This window comes from Variovorax sp. OK212 (assembly GCF_900112425.1).
In the GTDB taxonomy this organism is placed as follows: domain Bacteria; phylum Pseudomonadota; class Gammaproteobacteria; order Burkholderiales; family Burkholderiaceae_C; genus Variovorax.
The window spans coordinates 320,101-336,054 of sequence record NZ_FOLP01000005.1 but is presented as its reverse complement, the minus strand read 5'-3'; the positions used below and the strand labels follow the sequence as shown (position 1 = coordinate 336,054).

Here is a 15,954-nt window from a genome sequence, read left to right as displayed (position 1 = left end):
AACCATGGCGCCCCCTGTGGACTGGGACGCCGTGCGCGCCGACCTGCGCGGCCTCAACGTGATCACCGCGCCCGCGCAGCGCAAGCAGCTGTCCAAGGACTTCTACTGGTACAGCCCCATCCTCACCGCGCAGCTTGCGGGCTGCGTGGCCGACCTCGTCGTGAAGGTCAGCACCGAGGACGACGTGCGCCAGGCCGCGGCCGTCGCCGCCCAATGGAAGCTGCCGCTCACCGTGCGCGCCGGCGGCACCGGCAACTACGGCCAGTGCGTGCCGCTGGAAGGCGGCATCGTGCTCGACGTGACGCAGATGTGCCGCGTGCTGGACATCCAGCCCGGCCGCATGCGCGTGGAGGCGGGCGCGCGCATGCACGACATCGACCTCGCGGCCCGCGAGACCGGCCAGGCGCTGCGCATGTGGCCCTCGACCTGGCATGTGGCCAGCATCGGCGGCTTCATCGCGGGCGGCTTCGGCGGCATCGGCTCGTTCCGCCACGGCATCCTGCGCGACCCCGGCAACCTGCTGCGCGCGCGCGTGATGACGGTGGAGCGCGAACCGCGCGTCATCGAGCTCGTCGGCGACGAGATCCAGCAGGTGCACCACGCCTACGGCACCAACGGCGTGATCCTCGACGTCGAGGTCGCCCTGAGCCCGGCGGTCGAGTGGGTGCACTGCACGGTGCTGTTCGACAGCTACCGCGGCGCGCTCGACTTCGGCATTGCCGCGCAGGCGCCCACGCTCGACATCTTCTTGCTGTCCACGGTGGAGGCGCGCTTCTCGCCCTACTACACGGCCATGCGCGACCGTTTTCCGGCCGACCGGCATGCGGTGTTCGCCATGGTCTCGCCCGAGTCGATGGCCGGCTTCCGCGCGCTGGCCGCGGCGCAGGGCGGCACCATCTCCGTGGCGGGCACCGAGGCCGAGCTGCTCGCCGAGGGCCTGCCGCCGGCCTACGAGTGCGCGTTCAACCACACGACGCTGCAGGCGCTGAAGGCCGACCGCGGCTGGACCTACCTGCAGGTGGCCTACGCCCAGCCCTTCGACCCGGCGGTGGTCGAGCGGCACCTGCGGATCTTCGGCGACGACGTGCTGCAGCACCAGGACTTCGCGCGCGCCGGCGGCGAGTGCGGCACCTTCGGCATCCTGCTCGTGCGCTGGAAGGGCGAGGCGCACCAGTACGAGCTGATCCGCGAGATCGAGTCGCAGGGCGGCTGCACGATCTTCAATCCGCACGTGGTCACCATCGAGGACGGCGGCATGAAGACCATCGACACCCAGCAGATCGACTTCAAGAAGCGCAGCGACCCGATGGGCCTCATGAACCCCGGCAAGACGCGCGGCTGGTCTGCAGAGATGGCCGTCGAGCGCTGAAAAGATTAGTCTTCGCGTCCCGTACTTTCCAAAAACCTCCACAGGAGTCCGTCCCCATGCGCATCCCCGCTTTGCACATCCGCCCGCTCGGCGCCGTTGCCCTTGGCCTGGCCCTCGCCGGCGCCGCCTTCGCCGCGCAGGCGCAGGAAAAAGTGGTGTTCGCCACCAACTGGAAAGCGCAGGCCGGGCACGGCGGCTTCTACCAGGCGCTGGTGGACGGCACCTACAAGAAGTACGGCCTCGACGTCGAGATCCAGCAGGGCGGCCCGATGGTCAACAACCGGCCCATGCTGCCGGCCGGCAAGGTCGACTTCCTGATGACCGGCAACCTGCTGCAGTCCTTCGACAACGTGAAGAACGGCGTGCCCACGGTGGTGGTGGCGGCCTTCTTCCAGAAGGACCCGCAGGCCATGTTCGCGCACCCCGGCCAGGGCTTCGACACCTTCAAGGACATGACCAAGGCGCCCGTGGCCTTCATCGGCAAGGACGGCCAGTTCAGCTTCTGGCAGTGGATGAAGTCCGAGCACGGCTTCAAGGACTCGCAGCTCAAGCCCTACACCTTCAACGTGGGCCCGTTCCTGGCCGACAAGAAGTCCATCCAGCAGGGCTATGCCATCTCGGAGCCGCTGTCGATCAAGGCGCAGGCCGGCTTCGACCCGGTGGTGCAGCTGCTGGCCGACAACGGTTTCTCGACCTACTCGACCACCATCGAGACGCGCGCCGACCTGATCAAGACCAAGCCCGAGACGGTGCGCAAGTTCGTCGAGGCCTCTATCATCGGCTGGAACAACTACCTCTACGGCGACAACAAGGCCGCCAACGAGCTCATCGCCAAGACCAACCCCGACTCGCCCGTCGCGTCGCTGCAGGGCTCCATCGAGCTGATGAAGAAGATGGGCATCGTGGACAGCGGCGAGTCGCTCACCAAGGGCATCGGCGCCATGGACGAGGCCCGCGTGAAGGACTTCTACGACAAGATGGTCAAGGCCGGCCTGTACAAGGCGGGTGAGGTCGACCTGTCGAAGGTGGTGACCACGCAGTTCGTCAACAAGGGCGTGGGCGTGGACGTGCGCAAGAAGCTCACGGGCAAGTAAGCCGCCTTCGCTCTCTTTGTTTTTCCCGTGGGTCGCGCGGGGCTTGCGCCGGGGTCAGATGCCGGCGCCTGGGTTGCCATAAGGCACGCGCGGCCTTTTATCCCCTGGGCTCTGACCCCGTCTCGCCGACAGGCGAACCGGCCCTCATGAAAACGCTCGTCGTCCATTGCCATCCGAACCCTGACAGCTTCAACCACGCGCTGTACCGCACCGCGCTCGAGGCACTCGAACCGCGCCACGCCGTCAAGGCCATCGACCTGTATGCCGAGGGCTTCGACCCGACGCTGACACGCGAAGAGCGCCTGGCCTACCTCGACAACCCCGACCTGATCCGCGAACGCGTGAAACCCCACGTCGACGCGCTGCTGTGGGCCGAGCACCTGGTGTTCGTGTTTCCCACCTGGTTCCACGGGCCGCCGTCGATGCTCAAGGGCTGGCTCGAACGGGTGTGGCTGCCGGGCGTGGCCTTCCTGCCCGCCGAGCGCAAGGGCCAGCTCGCCAGGTCGGGGCTGCGGCACATCCAGCGGCTCACGGTGGTGACCACCGGCGGCTCGCCGCGCTGGTTCGTGATGGTCATCGGCGATCCGGGCCGGCGGCTCTTCACGCGGGCGCTGCGCGCGCTGTTCGCGTGGCGCTGCAAGGTGACGTGGCTGCAGCTGCACGACATGAACGCCGTGACGGCGAGCGACCGCACGCACTTCATCGAACGCGTGTCGCGCAAGCTGGGCAGCATCTAGACCGCACGATCGACATCGCCGGTCACAGACACCCGAGTCATAACGAGTCACAACGAGTACAGGGAGCCACCATGAGCCTCGAACGCACGCTCACCGTCCGCGTCGAACGCATCTCGCGCCAGACGCCGGAAATCCTCGCCTTCGAGCTGGCCCACCCGTGGGGCCGGCCGCTGCCCGCGTACGAGGCCGGCGCGCACATCGACGTGCACATGCCCGGCGGCTTCTCGCGCCAGTACTCGCTGGCGCGCGCCCCCGCCGCGTCGAACGCGGGCACCTATGTGATCGGCGTGAAGCGCGAGGCCGGCAGCCGAGGCGGCTCGGCCTCGATGCACGAGCGCGTGCGCGAGGGCGACCTGCTGCCCATCAGCGCGCCGCGCAACACCTTCCCGCTGCGCGAGGAGGCCACGCACCACCTGCTGCTGGCCGGCGGCATCGGCATGACGCCGCTGCTGGCCATGGCGCAGGCGCTGGCCGCGCGCGGCGCCGCGTTCACGCTGTGCGTGTTCGCGCGCAGCGAGGAGCACCTGGCCTTTGCCGATGCGCTGCGCGACCCCGCGCTGGCGCCGCACCTGCGCTTGCACCTCGACCAGGGAGGTCTAGGCGATGCGTCGCAGCGCATCGACTTGCGCGCGCTGCTGGCCGAGCGTGCGCCCGGCACGCACCTCTACGTGTGCGGCCCCGGCGGCTTCATGCAGGCGGTGCGCGATGCCAGCACGCACTGGCCCGAGGACGCATTGCACGCCGAATACTTCGCCGCGCCGACCGACGCCAACACCACCACCGGCCTGCCCTTCACGCTGAAGCTCGCGCAGCGCGGCATCACGGTGCCGGTGGCCGCGGACCAGACGGCGGTCGATGCGCTGCATGAGGTCGGCATCGACATTCCCGTGTCGTGCCAGCAGGGCCTGTGCGGCACCTGCGTGGTCGAGGGCGACGGCGAAGGCGCCGAGCACCGCGACTTCTGCCTCACCGGCAGCGAGCGCCGCCACAAGGTGGCGCTGTGCTGCTCGCGCGCCAAGGGCCTGGAACTGGTGCTGCAGCTGTGAGCGCAGCCCCCCCGATGGCCGAAGAGGGCGACGCCGAGGCGCCCGCCACGCGTGGGCGCTCGCGCAAGTACACGCAGGTGCTCGGCCTCATCAACCAGGCCGCCATCGAGGTGTTCGCCACCGAAGGGCTGGCCGGCGCGTCGACGCAGGCCATCGCCGACAAGGCGGGGCTGTCGAAGGCGCAGCTGCACTACTACATCGACAGCAAGGAGGCGTTGTACCGCCAGGTGCTGCAGGACATCCTGACCGACTGGATCGTGGTGTTCGGCTTCAGCGACGAGGCCTTCGGCCCGCGCAAGGTGCTGGGCGACCTGATCCATCGCAAGATGATGTTCTCGTTCGAGCACCCGCTGCGCTCGCGCATCTTCACGGCCGAGATGATGCGCGGCGCGCCCGTCATCAACAACATGATGGACACGAGCAAGCAGCGCACCGACCAGGCCGCCGCCGTGATCCAGAACTGGATGAACCAGGGCCTGATGGACAGCGCCGACCCGATGCTGGTGCTGTTCCACATCTGGGCCGTGACGCAGTTCTACGCCGACCACGCCACGCAGGCCGCCTACTACCGCGGCGCGGCCACGCTGGGCGACGACCGGGACCGGCGCTACCTGATCGAGCAGGTGACCGAATTCCTGCTGAAGGGCGCGGGCGTCAAATAGAAGAAGACGCGCGCCTGGGCAGGTACATGGTGGCTTCCACTTCCACCAGCACCTCGTCGCCGGGCAGGAAGCGCGACACCTCGACCACCGTGCTCACCGGCGGCTCGCCCGGATAGAACAGGCCGCGCACGCGGTTGTAGAACGCGTAGTGCGGCAGGTGGCGGAAGTACTGCACCAGCTTCACCACGTCTTCCATGGTGCCGCCGTGCTCGGCCGCGATCTGGCGGATGCGCTCCAGCACGAACCAGCTCTGCGCCACGATGGGCGCCTCGAACACATCGACCGACATCTGGCCCGTGGCATAGCCCACGCCCTGCAGCGCGGTGCGTGCCTCTTCGGGAATGGCGTCGTAGCCGGCCACCGCGCGGCGCGTGGCCGGGTCGACGGCGACCACGCCGCTCATGAAGACGAAATCGCCGACGCGCTTGGCGGCGGCATAGTTGGCCATTGGCTTGCCCATGCTCATGGGTGTTCTCCAGATTCAGTTCAAGGTGTCGAGCACGCGGCCCGCGCGGATGACGGTGCGTTGCCGTCCGCGCGGGCCGATGAGTTCGTGTTCGTCGGTGGCCGACAGCACCAGCAGGTCCGCCGGGCAGCCCGGCGCAATGCGCCCGTCCCACGCGAGCCCCAGCGCCTTCGCGGGGTTCACGGTGACGGTGTCGAGCCAGTCGGAGGCCGGCGCCAGGTGTGCCATCTGCACGCCGAGGCCGAAGGTCTCCAGCAGGTCGTAGCTGCCGTAGGGATAGAAGGCGTCCTGCACGTTGTCGGTTGCCAGGCTCGCACGCAAGCCCCGTGCCGCCGCCTCGCGGATGCGCGTGATGCCGCGCTGCACCGGCGTGCGGTCCCAGGCGCCCTGCAGGTAGAGGTTGGTGGTGGGCAGCGCGACGAGGTGCAGCCCCGCGCCCGCGCACAGCGCGAGCGTTTCATTGGCCACCGCGTCGTCCTGCACCGAGAGCGAGCAGCAGTGGCCGCAGACCACGCCCTGCGCGAAGTCGCGCGCCCGCACCAGCTGCGCGATGCTGCGCAGGCCGCTGGCCTCCACGTCGAGCCCTTCGTCGACGTGGAAGTCGAGGCCCAGCCCGTGCTGCTGCGCGAGGTCGAACACGCGCCCGAGCTTGTGGACGATGCCCTCGTTGCGGTACACGAACGCACCCAGCGTGCCGCCCGCGCGTTTCACCTCGCGCGCGATGCGCTCGCCCGCGGCCATGTCGGCGAACAGGTCGAGCGGCGTGAGCGAGACGAACTGCAACTCGACACGGCCGCGCCATTCCTCGCGCAATGCCTCGAACACGGCCAGCGCGGCCGGCGGCTCGGCCTGCACCCAGTCGAGGTGCGTGCGCAGCGCGCGCGTGCCCGACCGCCATGCGTCGTTCAATGCGCGCTCCATGCGAAGGCGCAGCGACTCGCCGGTCCAGCTCTCGCGGTGCCTGTTCATGCGCTCGATGGCGGCGAACAGGTTGCCCTGCGCGGCGCCGACGTCCTGCACGGTGTAGTTCTTGTCGATGTGCGCGTGCGCGTCGACCAGCGCGCTCAGCAAGGTGCCGCTTGCCTGCGCCTGCTGGGCGCTCGGCACGACCGACTCGACCCTGTCGCCCGCCAGCGCGATGTCGAACAGCTGCGCTTCGCCTGCCGCGAAGCCGCGCAATGGCGCCGGAATGCGCAGCGCTTCAAGCTTCATGCGGCGCTGCCGCTGCGTTGCCGCTGTTCGCGCAGCCAGCCGAGCCCCTCCGACGTGCCGCCCGGCACGGCGCCACGGCGCGGCCGGTATTCGCAGCCGACCCAGCCCTGCCAGCCGCATTGCGCCGACACCTCGTCGAGCACGTCGAACAGGTAGGGATAGTTCTGCTCGCCGGTGTCGGGCTCGTGCCGGTCGGGCACGCCCGCGATCTGGATGTGGCCGACACGGCCCGTGGGCAGGTACTTGCGGATCTTCATCGCCACGTCGCCCTCGACGATCTGGCAGTGGTACAGGTCCATCTGCACCTTGAGGTTGGGCGCGCCGACGGCCTCGACGATCTCGTGCGCGTGGTCCTGCCGGTTGAGGAAGAAGCCGGGAATGTCGCGCGTGTTGATGGGCTCGATGAGCACATCGCGGCCGGCCTTGGCGGCTTCGGCCGCGGCCCAGCGCAGGTTGTCGAGGTACACGGGTTGCAGCGCGTCGCGTTCCAGCCCTTCGGGCACGAGGCCGGCCATGACGTGGATGCGCGGGCAGGCCAGTGCCACGGCGTAGTCGATGGCCTTGGCAATGCCTTCGCGGAACTCGGCGTCGCGCCCGGGCAGGCAGGCCAGGCCGCCATCGCCGCCGGCCCAGTCGCCGGGCGGGCCGTTGAACAGCACCTGCTGCAGCCCGTTGTGCTGGAGCCGCGCGAGGAGTTCTTCCTTCGCGAAGTCGTACGGAAAGAGGTACTCCACGGCCTTGAAGCCGTCTTTCGCGGCGGCGTCGAAGCGGTCGAGAAAGGCGAGCTCCGGGTAGAGCATCGAGAGGTTGGCGGCGAATTGGGGCATGGCGTGTTTGTACTACCAGCGCGCACCGAAGGTGCGGCGCAGTTCATCGATGTGGTCGGCGTTCAGCGGTGCAGGCTTTGCAGGGCCCGCAAGCATCTGGAGCCGGGCGGTTTCCTCGAGTTCCTCGAGCACGGCCATGGCGGCGGCCGGTGTGTCGTGCCAGACGTTGGGGCCCAGCCGCGTGAGCATCACGGCGCGCACCGGCGTGCCGGCGGCGCCGAAGCGTTCGATGGCCTGGGCCACCTGTTCGGCGGCTTCGGGTGCGCCGGGGCGGTGGTACGGAATGACCGGCACGTGGCCGACCTTCATCACGAAGTACGGGGTGAGCGCAGCGAGCAACTCGTCACCCGGGTTGTTCAGCGTGAGCGCCACGCAGTGGGTGCTGTGCGTGTGGATCACGCAGGCTGTGTCGGGGTCGAACTTGCGCGCGGCGGTGTAGATGCGGGTGTGCAGCGCGATCGTTTTGCTGGCGCGGTCGCCGCTGGTCTGCTGGCCTTTCGCATCCAGCCTGGCCAGGCGCGCGGGGTCCAGGAAGCCCAGGCAGGCGTCGGTCGGCGTGATGAGAAAGCCGTCGTCCAATCGCACGCTGATGTTGCCGGCCGTGGCGTGAACGTAGCCGCGTTCGAACAGGCTGCGGCCTGTGCGGCAGATTTCTTCTCGTGCTTGGGTTTCGTTCATATCAAGAGTCTGCGGGTTTGTTTCGGCAGTTGTTGTTCAGGGCGCGTGCACAGGCCGCCGGGCACTCCCCTCCGCGAATGTCCCCCGGCCTGCGGCCTTCTTTTTGTTTCGCTGCAGGGAGCACCCGACCCTCTGAGGACAAGAGGCGCCGCGGTTGCTCCGCTCGATCAACAACCGCTGCTGACAACGCTCACGTCGATGGGGTGCCTTGCGCAGCGAAATAAAGGAGGAGGCCGCAGGCCGGGGGACATTCGCGGAGCAAGGTACCCCGTCGGCGTGAGCGCGCCCTGAAAACCGCACCTCACGCACAACGACCGCAAATTTCATCCGAGCACCGCAAAGGCCTTCGTAAAAAAGTCATCGCTGCCGAAGTTGCCGGACTTCAGGGCAATGTGCAAGCCCGACTCGGGCGCCGCGTCCGAGCGCGCATGGCACCACGGCACGCCCGGATCGATCTGCGGCCCGATCTGCATCTGCGCGATGCCCAGCGCCTGCACGCACGCACCCGCGGTCTCGCCGCCGGCCACCACCAGTTGATGCACGCCGCGCTCGACCAGGCCGCGTGCAATCGCGGCGATGGTGCGCTCGACCATCGCGCCGGCCTCCTCCACGCCCAGGCGGCCCTGCACCGACTTCACGGCGCCGGCTTCGGCGGTGGAATAGACGAGCACCGGCCCCTTGCCGATCAGCGGTGCGGCCCAGGCCAGCACCTCGGCCGCGACATCCACACCCGCCGCGATGCGCAGCGGATCGATGGCCATGGCCGCGCCGCCGCGCTGGATGAAGTCGAGCACCTGGCGGTTGGTGGCGAGCGAGCAGCTGCCCGAGACCACCGCCGTCCTGCCGCCGGCTTTCGGCAACGCACTGGCCTGCGACGACGGCGCCAGCCCGAAGTTGGCCGGCAGGCCGATGGCCACGCCCGAGCCCGCCGTGAGCAACGGCATCTTCGCGAGTGCCGGCCCCATGCGCAACAGGTCGTCGTTCGACACCGCGTCGACGACGGCGATGGCCACGCCCTCGCCTTTCAGCTGCGCGATGCGCTCACCGATGGCGGCCGCGCCGCGCGCCACCACCGTGTAGTCGATGAGCCCCACCTTGCGCCGGCACTGCGCCTGCAGCACGCGCACCAGGTTCGGGTCGGTCATGGGCGTGAGCGGGTGGTTCTGCATGCCGCTCTCGTTGAGCAGCACGTCGCCCGCGAACAGGTAGCCCTTGAACACGGTGCGCTTGTTGTCGGGGAAGGCGGGCGTGGCGACGGTGAAGTCGCATTGCAGCGCATCCATCAGCGCCTCGGTGACCGGGCCGATGTTGCCTTGCGGTGTGCTGTCGAAGGTCGAGCAGTACTTGAAGTAGATCTGCTGCGCACCCTGCGCCCGCAGCCAGCGCAGCGCGGCCAGCGACTGCGCGATGGCCTCGGCCGGCGCGATGGTGCGCGACTTGAGCGCGACCACCACGGCATCGACATCGGCGTCCAGCGGCCCATCGGGCACGCCGATGGCCTGCACCACGCGCATGCCGGCGCGCACCAGGTTGTTGGCGAGGTCGGTGGCGCCGGTGAAATCGTCGGCGATGCAGCCGAGCACGAGCTGGGCCATGGCTCAGTCCTTCACCGGCAGCTTGACCGCCTGCGCGTTCTCGCGCACGTAGTCGCGCAGGATCGCGTCGAAGCTCGCGTCGGCCTTCAGGCCCAGCGCCTCGGCGCGCGCCGCGTGGACGCGGCTGGGCCAGCTGGTGACGATCTTCGCGACGGCGGCATCGAGCGCCCAGTCGATCAGGCCCGTTGCGTCCTTGCCGGCGATGCGCTCGAGCGACTGCGCCATCTCGCGCACGGTGGTGGTCAGCGCGGGCAGGTTGATGGCCGTGCGCGCACCCCACTCGGCGGCGCTGGCCGTGGCCGCGCGCACGATGCCCTGCACGGTGTTCCCGGGCGATGCCAGCGCGACGGGCGTGTCGGGCGACACCGGGCAGCGCGCGCGCTCGCCGGCCAGCGGCTCGCGCAGCATGCCGCTCAGGAAACTGGAGGCCGCGCCGTTGGGCTTGCCCGGTCGCACCGACACCGTCATGAGCCGCACGTTGCGGCCCTGCACGAAACCCTTGCGCGTGAAGTCGGCCACCAGCTGTTCGCCGATGAACTTCTGGATGCCGTAGCTGTTCTGCGGGGTGGGCAACGTCGTGTCTTCGATCACCGCGGGCAGGCGCTGCTCGGGCGAATCGCCGAACACCGCCACCGAGCTGGAGAACACGAACACCGGTGCGCGGCCGGCGCGGCGGCAGGCTTCGAGCAGGGTCCGCGTGGTGTCGAGGTTGCTGCGCATGCCCAGGTCGAAGTCGGCTTCGCACTCGCCGCTCACGGCCGCGGCCAGGTGGAACACCGCGTGGGTGTCCGCCAGCGGCAGCGCGCCGTTGCCGGCCTGCTCGCAGAGGTCGCCCTGCACGAACTGCACGCGCGCGTCGCCGGCCAGGTCGGCGGGCGGCGGCACGCGGTCGGCCAGGGTGATGCGCGAGACGGGCTGCGCTGCGCCGCCGGCCAACGAGAGGTTGCCGCCCGCGAGCAAGGTGCGGGCGAGGCGGGCGCCGAGGAAGCCGCAGCCGCCGGTGATGAGGATGTTCATGAGCGTGTGTCCTTCGGGTTCGGGCTTGTTTTCAGGCCTTTTTTTGGGGGCCGGGCACCTCGATGCCCGGGAAGATCTTGATGACCGCGCTGTCGTCCTCGCGCGCGTAGCCCGCGGTCGAGGCCTGCATGAACATCTGGTGCGCGGTGGACGACAGCGGCAGCGGAAACTTGGTGGCGCGCGCCACGTCGAGCACCAGCCCCAGGTCCTTCACGAAGATGTCGACCGCCGACAGCGGCGTGTAGTCGCCCGCGAGCACGTGCGCCATGCGGTTCTCGAACATCCAGCTGTTGCCCGCGCTGTGCGTGATCACCTCGTACAGCGCCGCCGGGTCCACGCCTTCGCGCAGGCCCAGTGCCATGGCCTCGGCCGCCGCGGCAATGTGCACGCCGGCCAGCAGCTGGTTGATGACCTTCACCTTGCTGCCCGCGCCCGCGCTGTCGCCCAGGCGGTAGACCTTGGCGGCCATGGCGTCGAGCAGCGCGCCGGCCTTCTCGTAGGCGGCGGGGGTGCCCGCGGTCATCATCGTCATCTGGCCGCTGGCGGCCTTGGCGGCGCCGCCGGAGATGGGCGCGTCGAGGTACAGCAGGCCGAGCTTGGCCAGCCGTGCTTCGAGTGCCACCGACCAGTTGGGGTCGACGGTGGAACACATGACGAACAGGCTGCCGGGCTTCATCGACGCCGCGCAACCGGGCACGGTGCCGTCGCCGAACAGCACCGACTCGGTCTGCGCCGCGTTGACGACGACGCTGACCACGATGTCGCATTGCGCGCCGAGTGCGGCCAGCGTGTCGCAGGCGGTGCCGCCGTCGCGCGCGAAGGCCTCGGCCACGTCGCGGCGCACGTCGAACACATGCGGCGCGTGGCCCGCGCGGCGCAGCGATTGCGCCATGCCGGCGCCCATGGCGCCGAGGCCGACAAGGCCGACAACAGGGGGATGGGTGGTGGTCATGCAGAGGCTTTCCGGTGTGAGAGGTGCAGCGCAGGCCTTGGGGCCTCGCGCTTCAATTTGTCAGGTCATCATACAAATTCAGGTCCGTTGCGCCGATCCGATCTAACCCGCACACCAGGGCGATGAGCCGCTCAGCGGCTCGCCGGCCAGTCTTCGACCAACGGCCTTGCGAGCCGCGCGCCCTCTTGCTGCCAGAAGGCCGGATCGGCCTGCTCGATGCGGCGGATCGCGTTGTCCATGTGCGCCTTGGCGGCCTCGCGCGCGCGCACCGCGTCGCCCGCATCGATGGCCTCGACGATCAGCGCGTGTTCCTGCGCCACCTGCGCCGCGAAGTCGGCGCGGCGCGCCTCGTTGGCGCGCGTCACGCGCGTGGCGCCGTGCAGGAACTGCCGCAGGTACTGAAGGGTGCCGAGAAGGAAGGGGTTGCGTGCGGCCTCCGCGATGGCGGTGTGAAAGCGCACGTCTTCGTCGGCCCCGTTGCCGCCGGCCGCCACGGCCACCTTGAGCGCCTTGATGGCTTCGCGGATGCGGCGCAGGTCGGTCTTGCTGCGGCGCTCGGCGGCCAGCGCGGCCACCTCGGCCTCGAGCGCGCGGCGCAGCTCGACCATCTGGATCACCGCCTCGCGCGAGGCCACGTGCGGCATCTCGAAGCGCAACGGCTCGACGCCAGCCGCGCGCACGTACACGCCGCTGCCCTGGCGCGAATCGAGCAGGCCCAGCGACTTCAGCCGCGACACCGCCTCGCGCACCACGGTGCGGCTCACGCCGAACTGCTCGGCCAGTGCGGTCTCGGTCGGCAGCCGGTCGCCTTCGGACAAGCGCCCGCTGCGCAGCTCGGTGGCCAGTGCATCGGCCACCTGGTCGGCCAGGCGGGCACCGGGGGCGATGGATTGGAAGCGGGCGGTCATGGGTGCGGACAGGATCGGGGGTTGCGACTCTAACTGAGCTGCGCCAACCAGCGCGGCGTCACTCGGGCAGGCCGAGCGCGGGTGTGCCGAGACCCCTGACCCCCACGAAGCGCCAAAGCTCCAAAGCTCCCGATCAGCCAGAGAACTTCTTGAAGAAGCGCGAAAGCACACCGGCCTTCGCCTCGGCTTTCATTGCAGGTGGATGGTCGGCTTCTTCGATCATCGCGCCCGATGCGTCATGCAGCGCCAAGCGAAAGTAAACCTTTTCGAACACCGGCACAAGGCTCACCTCGCCGGCATGAAGGGTGTCGAACAGTTGCTTGATCGCGCCGTGGTACTTCGGGTCGGACACGGCGATCAACTCGACACCTTCAGCCGTCGCACCTCTCGCCTGAAACCAATCGAGCACGACGGACTTGAACACCCGACTCTCCTGCATGAGATCGTCCGGGTCCTTGAGGTGCATGACCATCGCGATGACAAAGGTGTCGGCCTTTCCGTCGACCCCATTGCGCATGAGTTCTTGCTGATCCATTGCGTGTGCCCTCCCTGGTTATGAAACGAGGCAGGATTCTCGCGCGTTCGCGTCTCTACAGGCCATGCCGAGGCCGGTCTGCCATGCAGCCGGCACACGCGCAGACCTTCAGCCCAACGCGTGCCGCGCCGCCCGCGCAATGCTCTGCGCATCCACCCCGAAGAACCCGCGCAGCGCCGCGCGCGTGTCGCTGCGACCGAAGCCGTCGGTGCCCAGCGTGAGGTAGCGGCGGCCTTCGGGCAGGAAGGCGCGCACGCTTTCCGGCACGGCGCGCACGTAGTCGGTGGCGGCAACGATCGGGGCCGTGCCCTTGCCGAGCTGCTGCGCGATGAACGCGGTGCCAGCCGCTTCCGAATTGGCGCCTGCCAACGCCCGCTGCTCGCATGCCGCGCCGTCGCGCGCCAGTTCGCTCCAGCTCGTGACGCTGAACACCTCGGCCTCGATGCCTTCGTCGGCCAGCAGCTGCGCGGCCTTGACCACCTCGGTGAGGATCGCGCCCGAGCCCATCAGGGTGACCTTCTTCGTGGCTTTTCCCGCTGCGGGCGCATACACGCCGAAGCGGTAGCACCCGCGCAGGATGTCGCCTTCCGCACCCTCGGGCACGTCGGGCTGCGCGTAGTTCTCATTCATGAGCGTGACGTAATAGAACACGTCCTTCTGCTCGACCATCATCTCGCGGATGCCCGCGTCGACGATCACCGCCATCTCGCCCGCATAGGCCGGGTCGTAGGCCTTGCAGTTGGGGATGGTCGCAGCCACCAGGTGGCTGCTGCCGTCCTGGTGCTGCAGGCCTTCGCCGCCGAGCGTGGTGCGCCCCGACGTGGCGCCCAGCAGGAAGCCGCGCGCGCGCTGGTCGGCCGCGGCCCAGATGGCGTCGCCCACGCGCTGGAAGCCGAACATCGAGTAGTAGATGTAGAACGGCAGCATCGCCAGGCCGTGCACGCTGTAGCTGGTGGCGGCGGCCGTCCAGCTCGCGATGGCGCCGGCTTCGCTGATGCCCTCTTCGAGGATCTGCCCGTCGGTGGCTTCGCGGTAGCTCAGCACCGAGCCGATGTCCTCCGGCGCATAGCGCTGGCCCACGCTCGAATAGATGCCCACCTGCTTGAACAGGTTGGCCATGCCGAAGGTGCGCGCCTCGTCGGCCACGATGGGCACGATGCGCGGGCCCAGGGCCTTGTCTTTCAGCAGGTTGCCCAGCATGCGCACGAAGGCCATGGTGGTGCTCATCTCCTTGCCGGCCGCGGCGGTCGCGAACTGCGCGTAGCTCGCGAGCTCGGGCTTGGCCACCACGTCGCAGGCGGTCTCGCGCCGCGGCATGGCACCGCCGAGCGCTTCGCGGTGCTGGCGCAGGTAGCGCATCTCGGCGCTGTCTTCGGCGGGGCGGTAGAAGTCCATCGCGGTGGCCTGCGCGTCGGTCAGCGGCAGGTTGAAGCGGTCGCGGAATTCGATGAGGTCCACGTCGCCCATCTTCTTGTGCGAGTGCGTGGTCATCTTGCCCTGCGCCGCGCTGCCCATGCCGTAGCCCTTCTTGGTGTGGGCAAGGATCACCGTGGGCTGGCCCTTGTGCTTGGCCGCGGCGGCGTAGGCCGCGTGGATCTTCACGAGGTCGTGGCCGCCGCGCTTCAGGCGGTCGATCTGCTCGTCGGTCATGCCTTCGGCCAGGCGCGCGAGCTCGGGGTTCTGGCCGAAGAAGTTGTCGCGGTTGAAGCGGCCGTCCTTCGCGGCGAAGGTCTGCATCTGGCCGTCGACGGTTTCGGCGAACACGCGCGCCAGGGCACCGCTCACGTCCTGCGCGAACAGGCCGTCCCAGTCGCTGCCCCACACCAGCTTGACGACGTTCCAGCCCGCGCCGGCGAAGAGCTTCTCGAGCTCGTCGATGATGCGGCCGTTGCCGCGCACCGGGCCGTCCAGGCGCTGCAGGTTGCAGTTGACCACCCACACGAGGTTGTCGAGCTTCTCGCGCGCGGCGAGCGTCAATGCGCTCATGGACTCGGGCTCGTCCATCTCGCCGTCGCCGAACACGCCCCACACCTTGCGCCCTTCGCAGTTCAGCAGGTTGCGGTGCGTGAGGTAGCGCATGAAGCGCGCGTGGTAGATCGAGCTGATCGGGCCGATGCCCATCGAGCCGGTGGGGAACTGCCAGAAGTCCGGCATCAGGTACGGGTGCGGGTAGCTGCTGAGGCCGCGCGCGCCGCTGCCGTCGCCATTGACGAAGGCCGGGGCCGTGAGTTCCTGGCGGTAGTGCTTCAGGTCTTCTTCGCTCAGGCGGCCTTCGAGGTACGCGCGGGCATAGACGCCGGGCGCGCTGTGCGGCTGGAAGAACACGAGGTCGCCGCGATGCTGCTCGCTGCGCGCGTGAAAGAAATGGTTGAAGCCGGTCTCGAACAGGTCGGCCGCGCTGGCATAGCTGGCGATGTGGCCGCCGAGCTCGCCGTAGGCCTGGTTGGCCTTGGCCACCATGGCGAGCGCATTCCAGCGCATCAGCGAGGCGAGCTTTTCCTCGACGGCCAGGTCGCCCGGGAACGGCGGCTGGTCGGCCGCGGCGATGGTGTTGACGTACGGCGTGGCCAGCTCGGGCTGCCAGCCGATGCGCTGCTGGCGCGCGAGGCGGGCCAGCTCGACCAGCATCTGCCGGGCGCGCTGCGGCCCCTGCGTTTGCGCCAGCGCCAGGAAGGCGTCGCGCCATTCGGCGGTTTCCGCGGGATCGGGGTCGTGAGACGGCGAAGCAAGCGGCGTGTCGAGCAGCAGGGCGCGCATCTGGTCGGGCGAGATCGGGGCGTTCATATCGGCACTTTAGGCCGCACCCCGAAGAATTAGCTACCGGCGCATGCAAGTCCATGCGCGCGTCGCAGCATA

Annotated in this window: 15 protein-coding genes; 5 read left to right on the top strand and 10 right to left on the bottom strand. The window is 69.1% G+C overall.

Annotated features, from left to right (window positions below; genetic code table 11):
• Positions 1-4: 4 nt before the first annotated feature.
• The 5 genes from BM004_RS18120 to BM004_RS18100 all read left to right on the top strand — a co-directional run bounded on the left by BM004_RS18120 (position 5) and on the right by BM004_RS18100 (position 4,908).
• A complete protein-coding gene (locus BM004_RS18120) occupies positions 5-1,369 on the top strand; it encodes an FAD-binding oxidoreductase (protein WP_093215511.1) in 1,365 nt (454 codons plus the stop codon).
• Between the two features lie 56 nt (positions 1,370-1,425).
• Entirely contained in the window at positions 1,426-2,463 is a 1,038-nt protein-coding gene (locus BM004_RS18115) for an ABC transporter substrate-binding protein (protein ID WP_093129046.1), read from the top strand.
• Positions 2,464-2,609: 146 nt separating this feature from the next.
• Positions 2,610-3,200, top strand: coding sequence for an NAD(P)H-dependent oxidoreductase (locus BM004_RS18110; protein WP_093129045.1), 591 nt, complete (start codon positions 2,610-2,612; stop codon positions 3,198-3,200).
• 71 nt (positions 3,201-3,271) lie between these two features.
• Positions 3,272-4,246, top strand: a complete 975-nt coding sequence (locus BM004_RS18105) for a PDR/VanB family oxidoreductase (protein ID WP_093215508.1) — start codon at positions 3,272-3,274, stop codon at positions 4,244-4,246.
• A complete protein-coding gene (locus BM004_RS18100; protein WP_256219940.1) occupies positions 4,243-4,908 on the top strand; it encodes a TetR family transcriptional regulator C-terminal domain-containing protein in 666 nt (221 codons plus the stop codon). The genes BM004_RS18105 and BM004_RS18100 overlap by 4 nt, the downstream gene beginning before the upstream one ends.
• On the opposite strand, the gene BM004_RS18095 is transcribed toward BM004_RS18100, so the two are convergent.
• The 10 genes from BM004_RS18095 to mdeB all read right to left on the bottom strand — a co-directional run bounded on the left by BM004_RS18095 (position 4,901) and on the right by mdeB (position 15,882).
• Positions 4,901-5,374, bottom strand: coding sequence for a RidA family protein (locus BM004_RS18095; protein ID WP_093215503.1), 474 nt, complete (start codon positions 5,372-5,374; stop codon positions 4,901-4,903). The genes BM004_RS18100 and BM004_RS18095 overlap by 8 nt on opposite strands.
• A gap of 15 nt (positions 5,375-5,389) precedes the next feature.
• A complete protein-coding gene (locus BM004_RS18090) occupies positions 5,390-6,586 on the bottom strand; it encodes an amidohydrolase family protein (protein WP_093215500.1) in 1,197 nt (398 codons plus the stop codon).
• On the bottom strand, positions 6,583-7,413 hold the full coding sequence (otnI, locus tag BM004_RS18085; protein WP_093215498.1) for a 2-oxo-tetronate isomerase: 831 nt from the start codon (positions 7,411-7,413) through the stop codon (positions 6,583-6,585). The genes BM004_RS18090 and otnI overlap by 4 nt, the downstream gene beginning before the upstream one ends.
• Before the next feature lie 12 nt (positions 7,414-7,425).
• Positions 7,426-8,091, bottom strand: coding sequence for a class II aldolase/adducin family protein (locus BM004_RS18080; protein WP_093215495.1), 666 nt, complete (start codon positions 8,089-8,091; stop codon positions 7,426-7,428).
• Positions 8,092-8,414: 323 nt separating this feature from the next.
• Positions 8,415-9,686, bottom strand: coding sequence for a 3-oxo-tetronate kinase (otnK, locus tag BM004_RS18075; protein WP_093215493.1), 1,272 nt, complete (start codon positions 9,684-9,686; stop codon positions 8,415-8,417).
• A gap of 3 nt (positions 9,687-9,689) precedes the next feature.
• A complete protein-coding gene (gene denD, locus BM004_RS18070; protein WP_093215490.1) occupies positions 9,690-10,703 on the bottom strand; it encodes a D-erythronate dehydrogenase in 1,014 nt (337 codons plus the stop codon).
• 31 nt (positions 10,704-10,734) lie between these two features.
• Complete coding sequence (gene ltnD, locus BM004_RS18065; RefSeq protein ID WP_093215488.1) at positions 10,735-11,655, bottom strand: L-threonate dehydrogenase; 921 nt, start codon at positions 11,653-11,655, stop codon at positions 10,735-10,737.
• Between the two features lie 131 nt (positions 11,656-11,786).
• Positions 11,787-12,563 (bottom strand): FadR/GntR family transcriptional regulator, encoded by a 777-nt coding sequence (locus BM004_RS18060; protein ID WP_093129152.1) that lies wholly within the window; start codon positions 12,561-12,563, stop codon positions 11,787-11,789.
• Positions 12,564-12,696: 133 nt separating this feature from the next.
• A complete protein-coding gene (locus BM004_RS18055; protein WP_093215485.1) occupies positions 12,697-13,098 on the bottom strand; it encodes a hypothetical protein in 402 nt (133 codons plus the stop codon).
• A 108-nt stretch (positions 13,099-13,206) separates the two neighbouring features.
• Positions 13,207-15,882 (bottom strand): alpha-ketoglutarate dehydrogenase, encoded by a 2,676-nt coding sequence (gene mdeB / locus BM004_RS18050; RefSeq protein ID WP_093215482.1) that lies wholly within the window; start codon positions 15,880-15,882, stop codon positions 13,207-13,209.
• Positions 15,883-15,954 lie beyond the last annotated feature (72 nt).

Bases quoted from the DNA above. Each gene is read 5' to 3' on its own strand.
- BM004_RS18120 (WP_093215511.1), top strand. From the start codon at position 5: ATGGCGCCCCCTGTGGACTGGGACGCCGTGCGCGCCGACCTGCGCGGC.
- BM004_RS18115 (WP_093129046.1), top strand. From the start codon at position 1,426: ATGCGCATCCCCGCTTTGCACATCCGCCCGCTCGGCGCCGTTGCCCTT.
- BM004_RS18110 (WP_093129045.1), top strand. From the start codon at position 2,610: ATGAAAACGCTCGTCGTCCATTGCCATCCGAACCCTGACAGCTTCAAC.
- BM004_RS18105 (WP_093215508.1), top strand. From the start codon at position 3,272: ATGAGCCTCGAACGCACGCTCACCGTCCGCGTCGAACGCATCTCGCGC.
- BM004_RS18095 (WP_093215503.1), bottom strand. From the start codon at position 5,374: ATGAGCATGGGCAAGCCAATGGCCAACTATGCCGCCGCCAAGCGCGTC.
- BM004_RS18090 (WP_093215500.1), bottom strand. From the start codon at position 6,586: ATGAAGCTTGAAGCGCTGCGCATTCCGGCGCCATTGCGCGGCTTCGCG.
- otnI (WP_093215498.1), bottom strand. From the start codon at position 7,413: ATGCCCCAATTCGCCGCCAACCTCTCGATGCTCTACCCGGAGCTCGCC.
- BM004_RS18080 (WP_093215495.1), bottom strand. From the start codon at position 8,091: ATGAACGAAACCCAAGCACGAGAAGAAATCTGCCGCACAGGCCGCAGC.
- otnK (WP_093215493.1), bottom strand. From the start codon at position 9,686: ATGGCCCAGCTCGTGCTCGGCTGCATCGCCGACGATTTCACCGGCGCC.
- denD (WP_093215490.1), bottom strand. From the start codon at position 10,703: ATGAACATCCTCATCACCGGCGGCTGCGGCTTCCTCGGCGCCCGCCTC.
- ltnD (WP_093215488.1), bottom strand. From the start codon at position 11,655: ATGACCACCACCCATCCCCCTGTTGTCGGCCTTGTCGGCCTCGGCGCC.
- BM004_RS18060 (WP_093129152.1), bottom strand. From the start codon at position 12,563: ATGACCGCCCGCTTCCAATCCATCGCCCCCGGTGCCCGCCTGGCCGAC.
- BM004_RS18055 (WP_093215485.1), bottom strand. From the start codon at position 13,098: ATGGATCAGCAAGAACTCATGCGCAATGGGGTCGACGGAAAGGCCGAC.
- mdeB (WP_093215482.1), bottom strand. From the start codon at position 15,882: ATGAACGCCCCGATCTCGCCCGACCAGATGCGCGCCCTGCTGCTCGAC.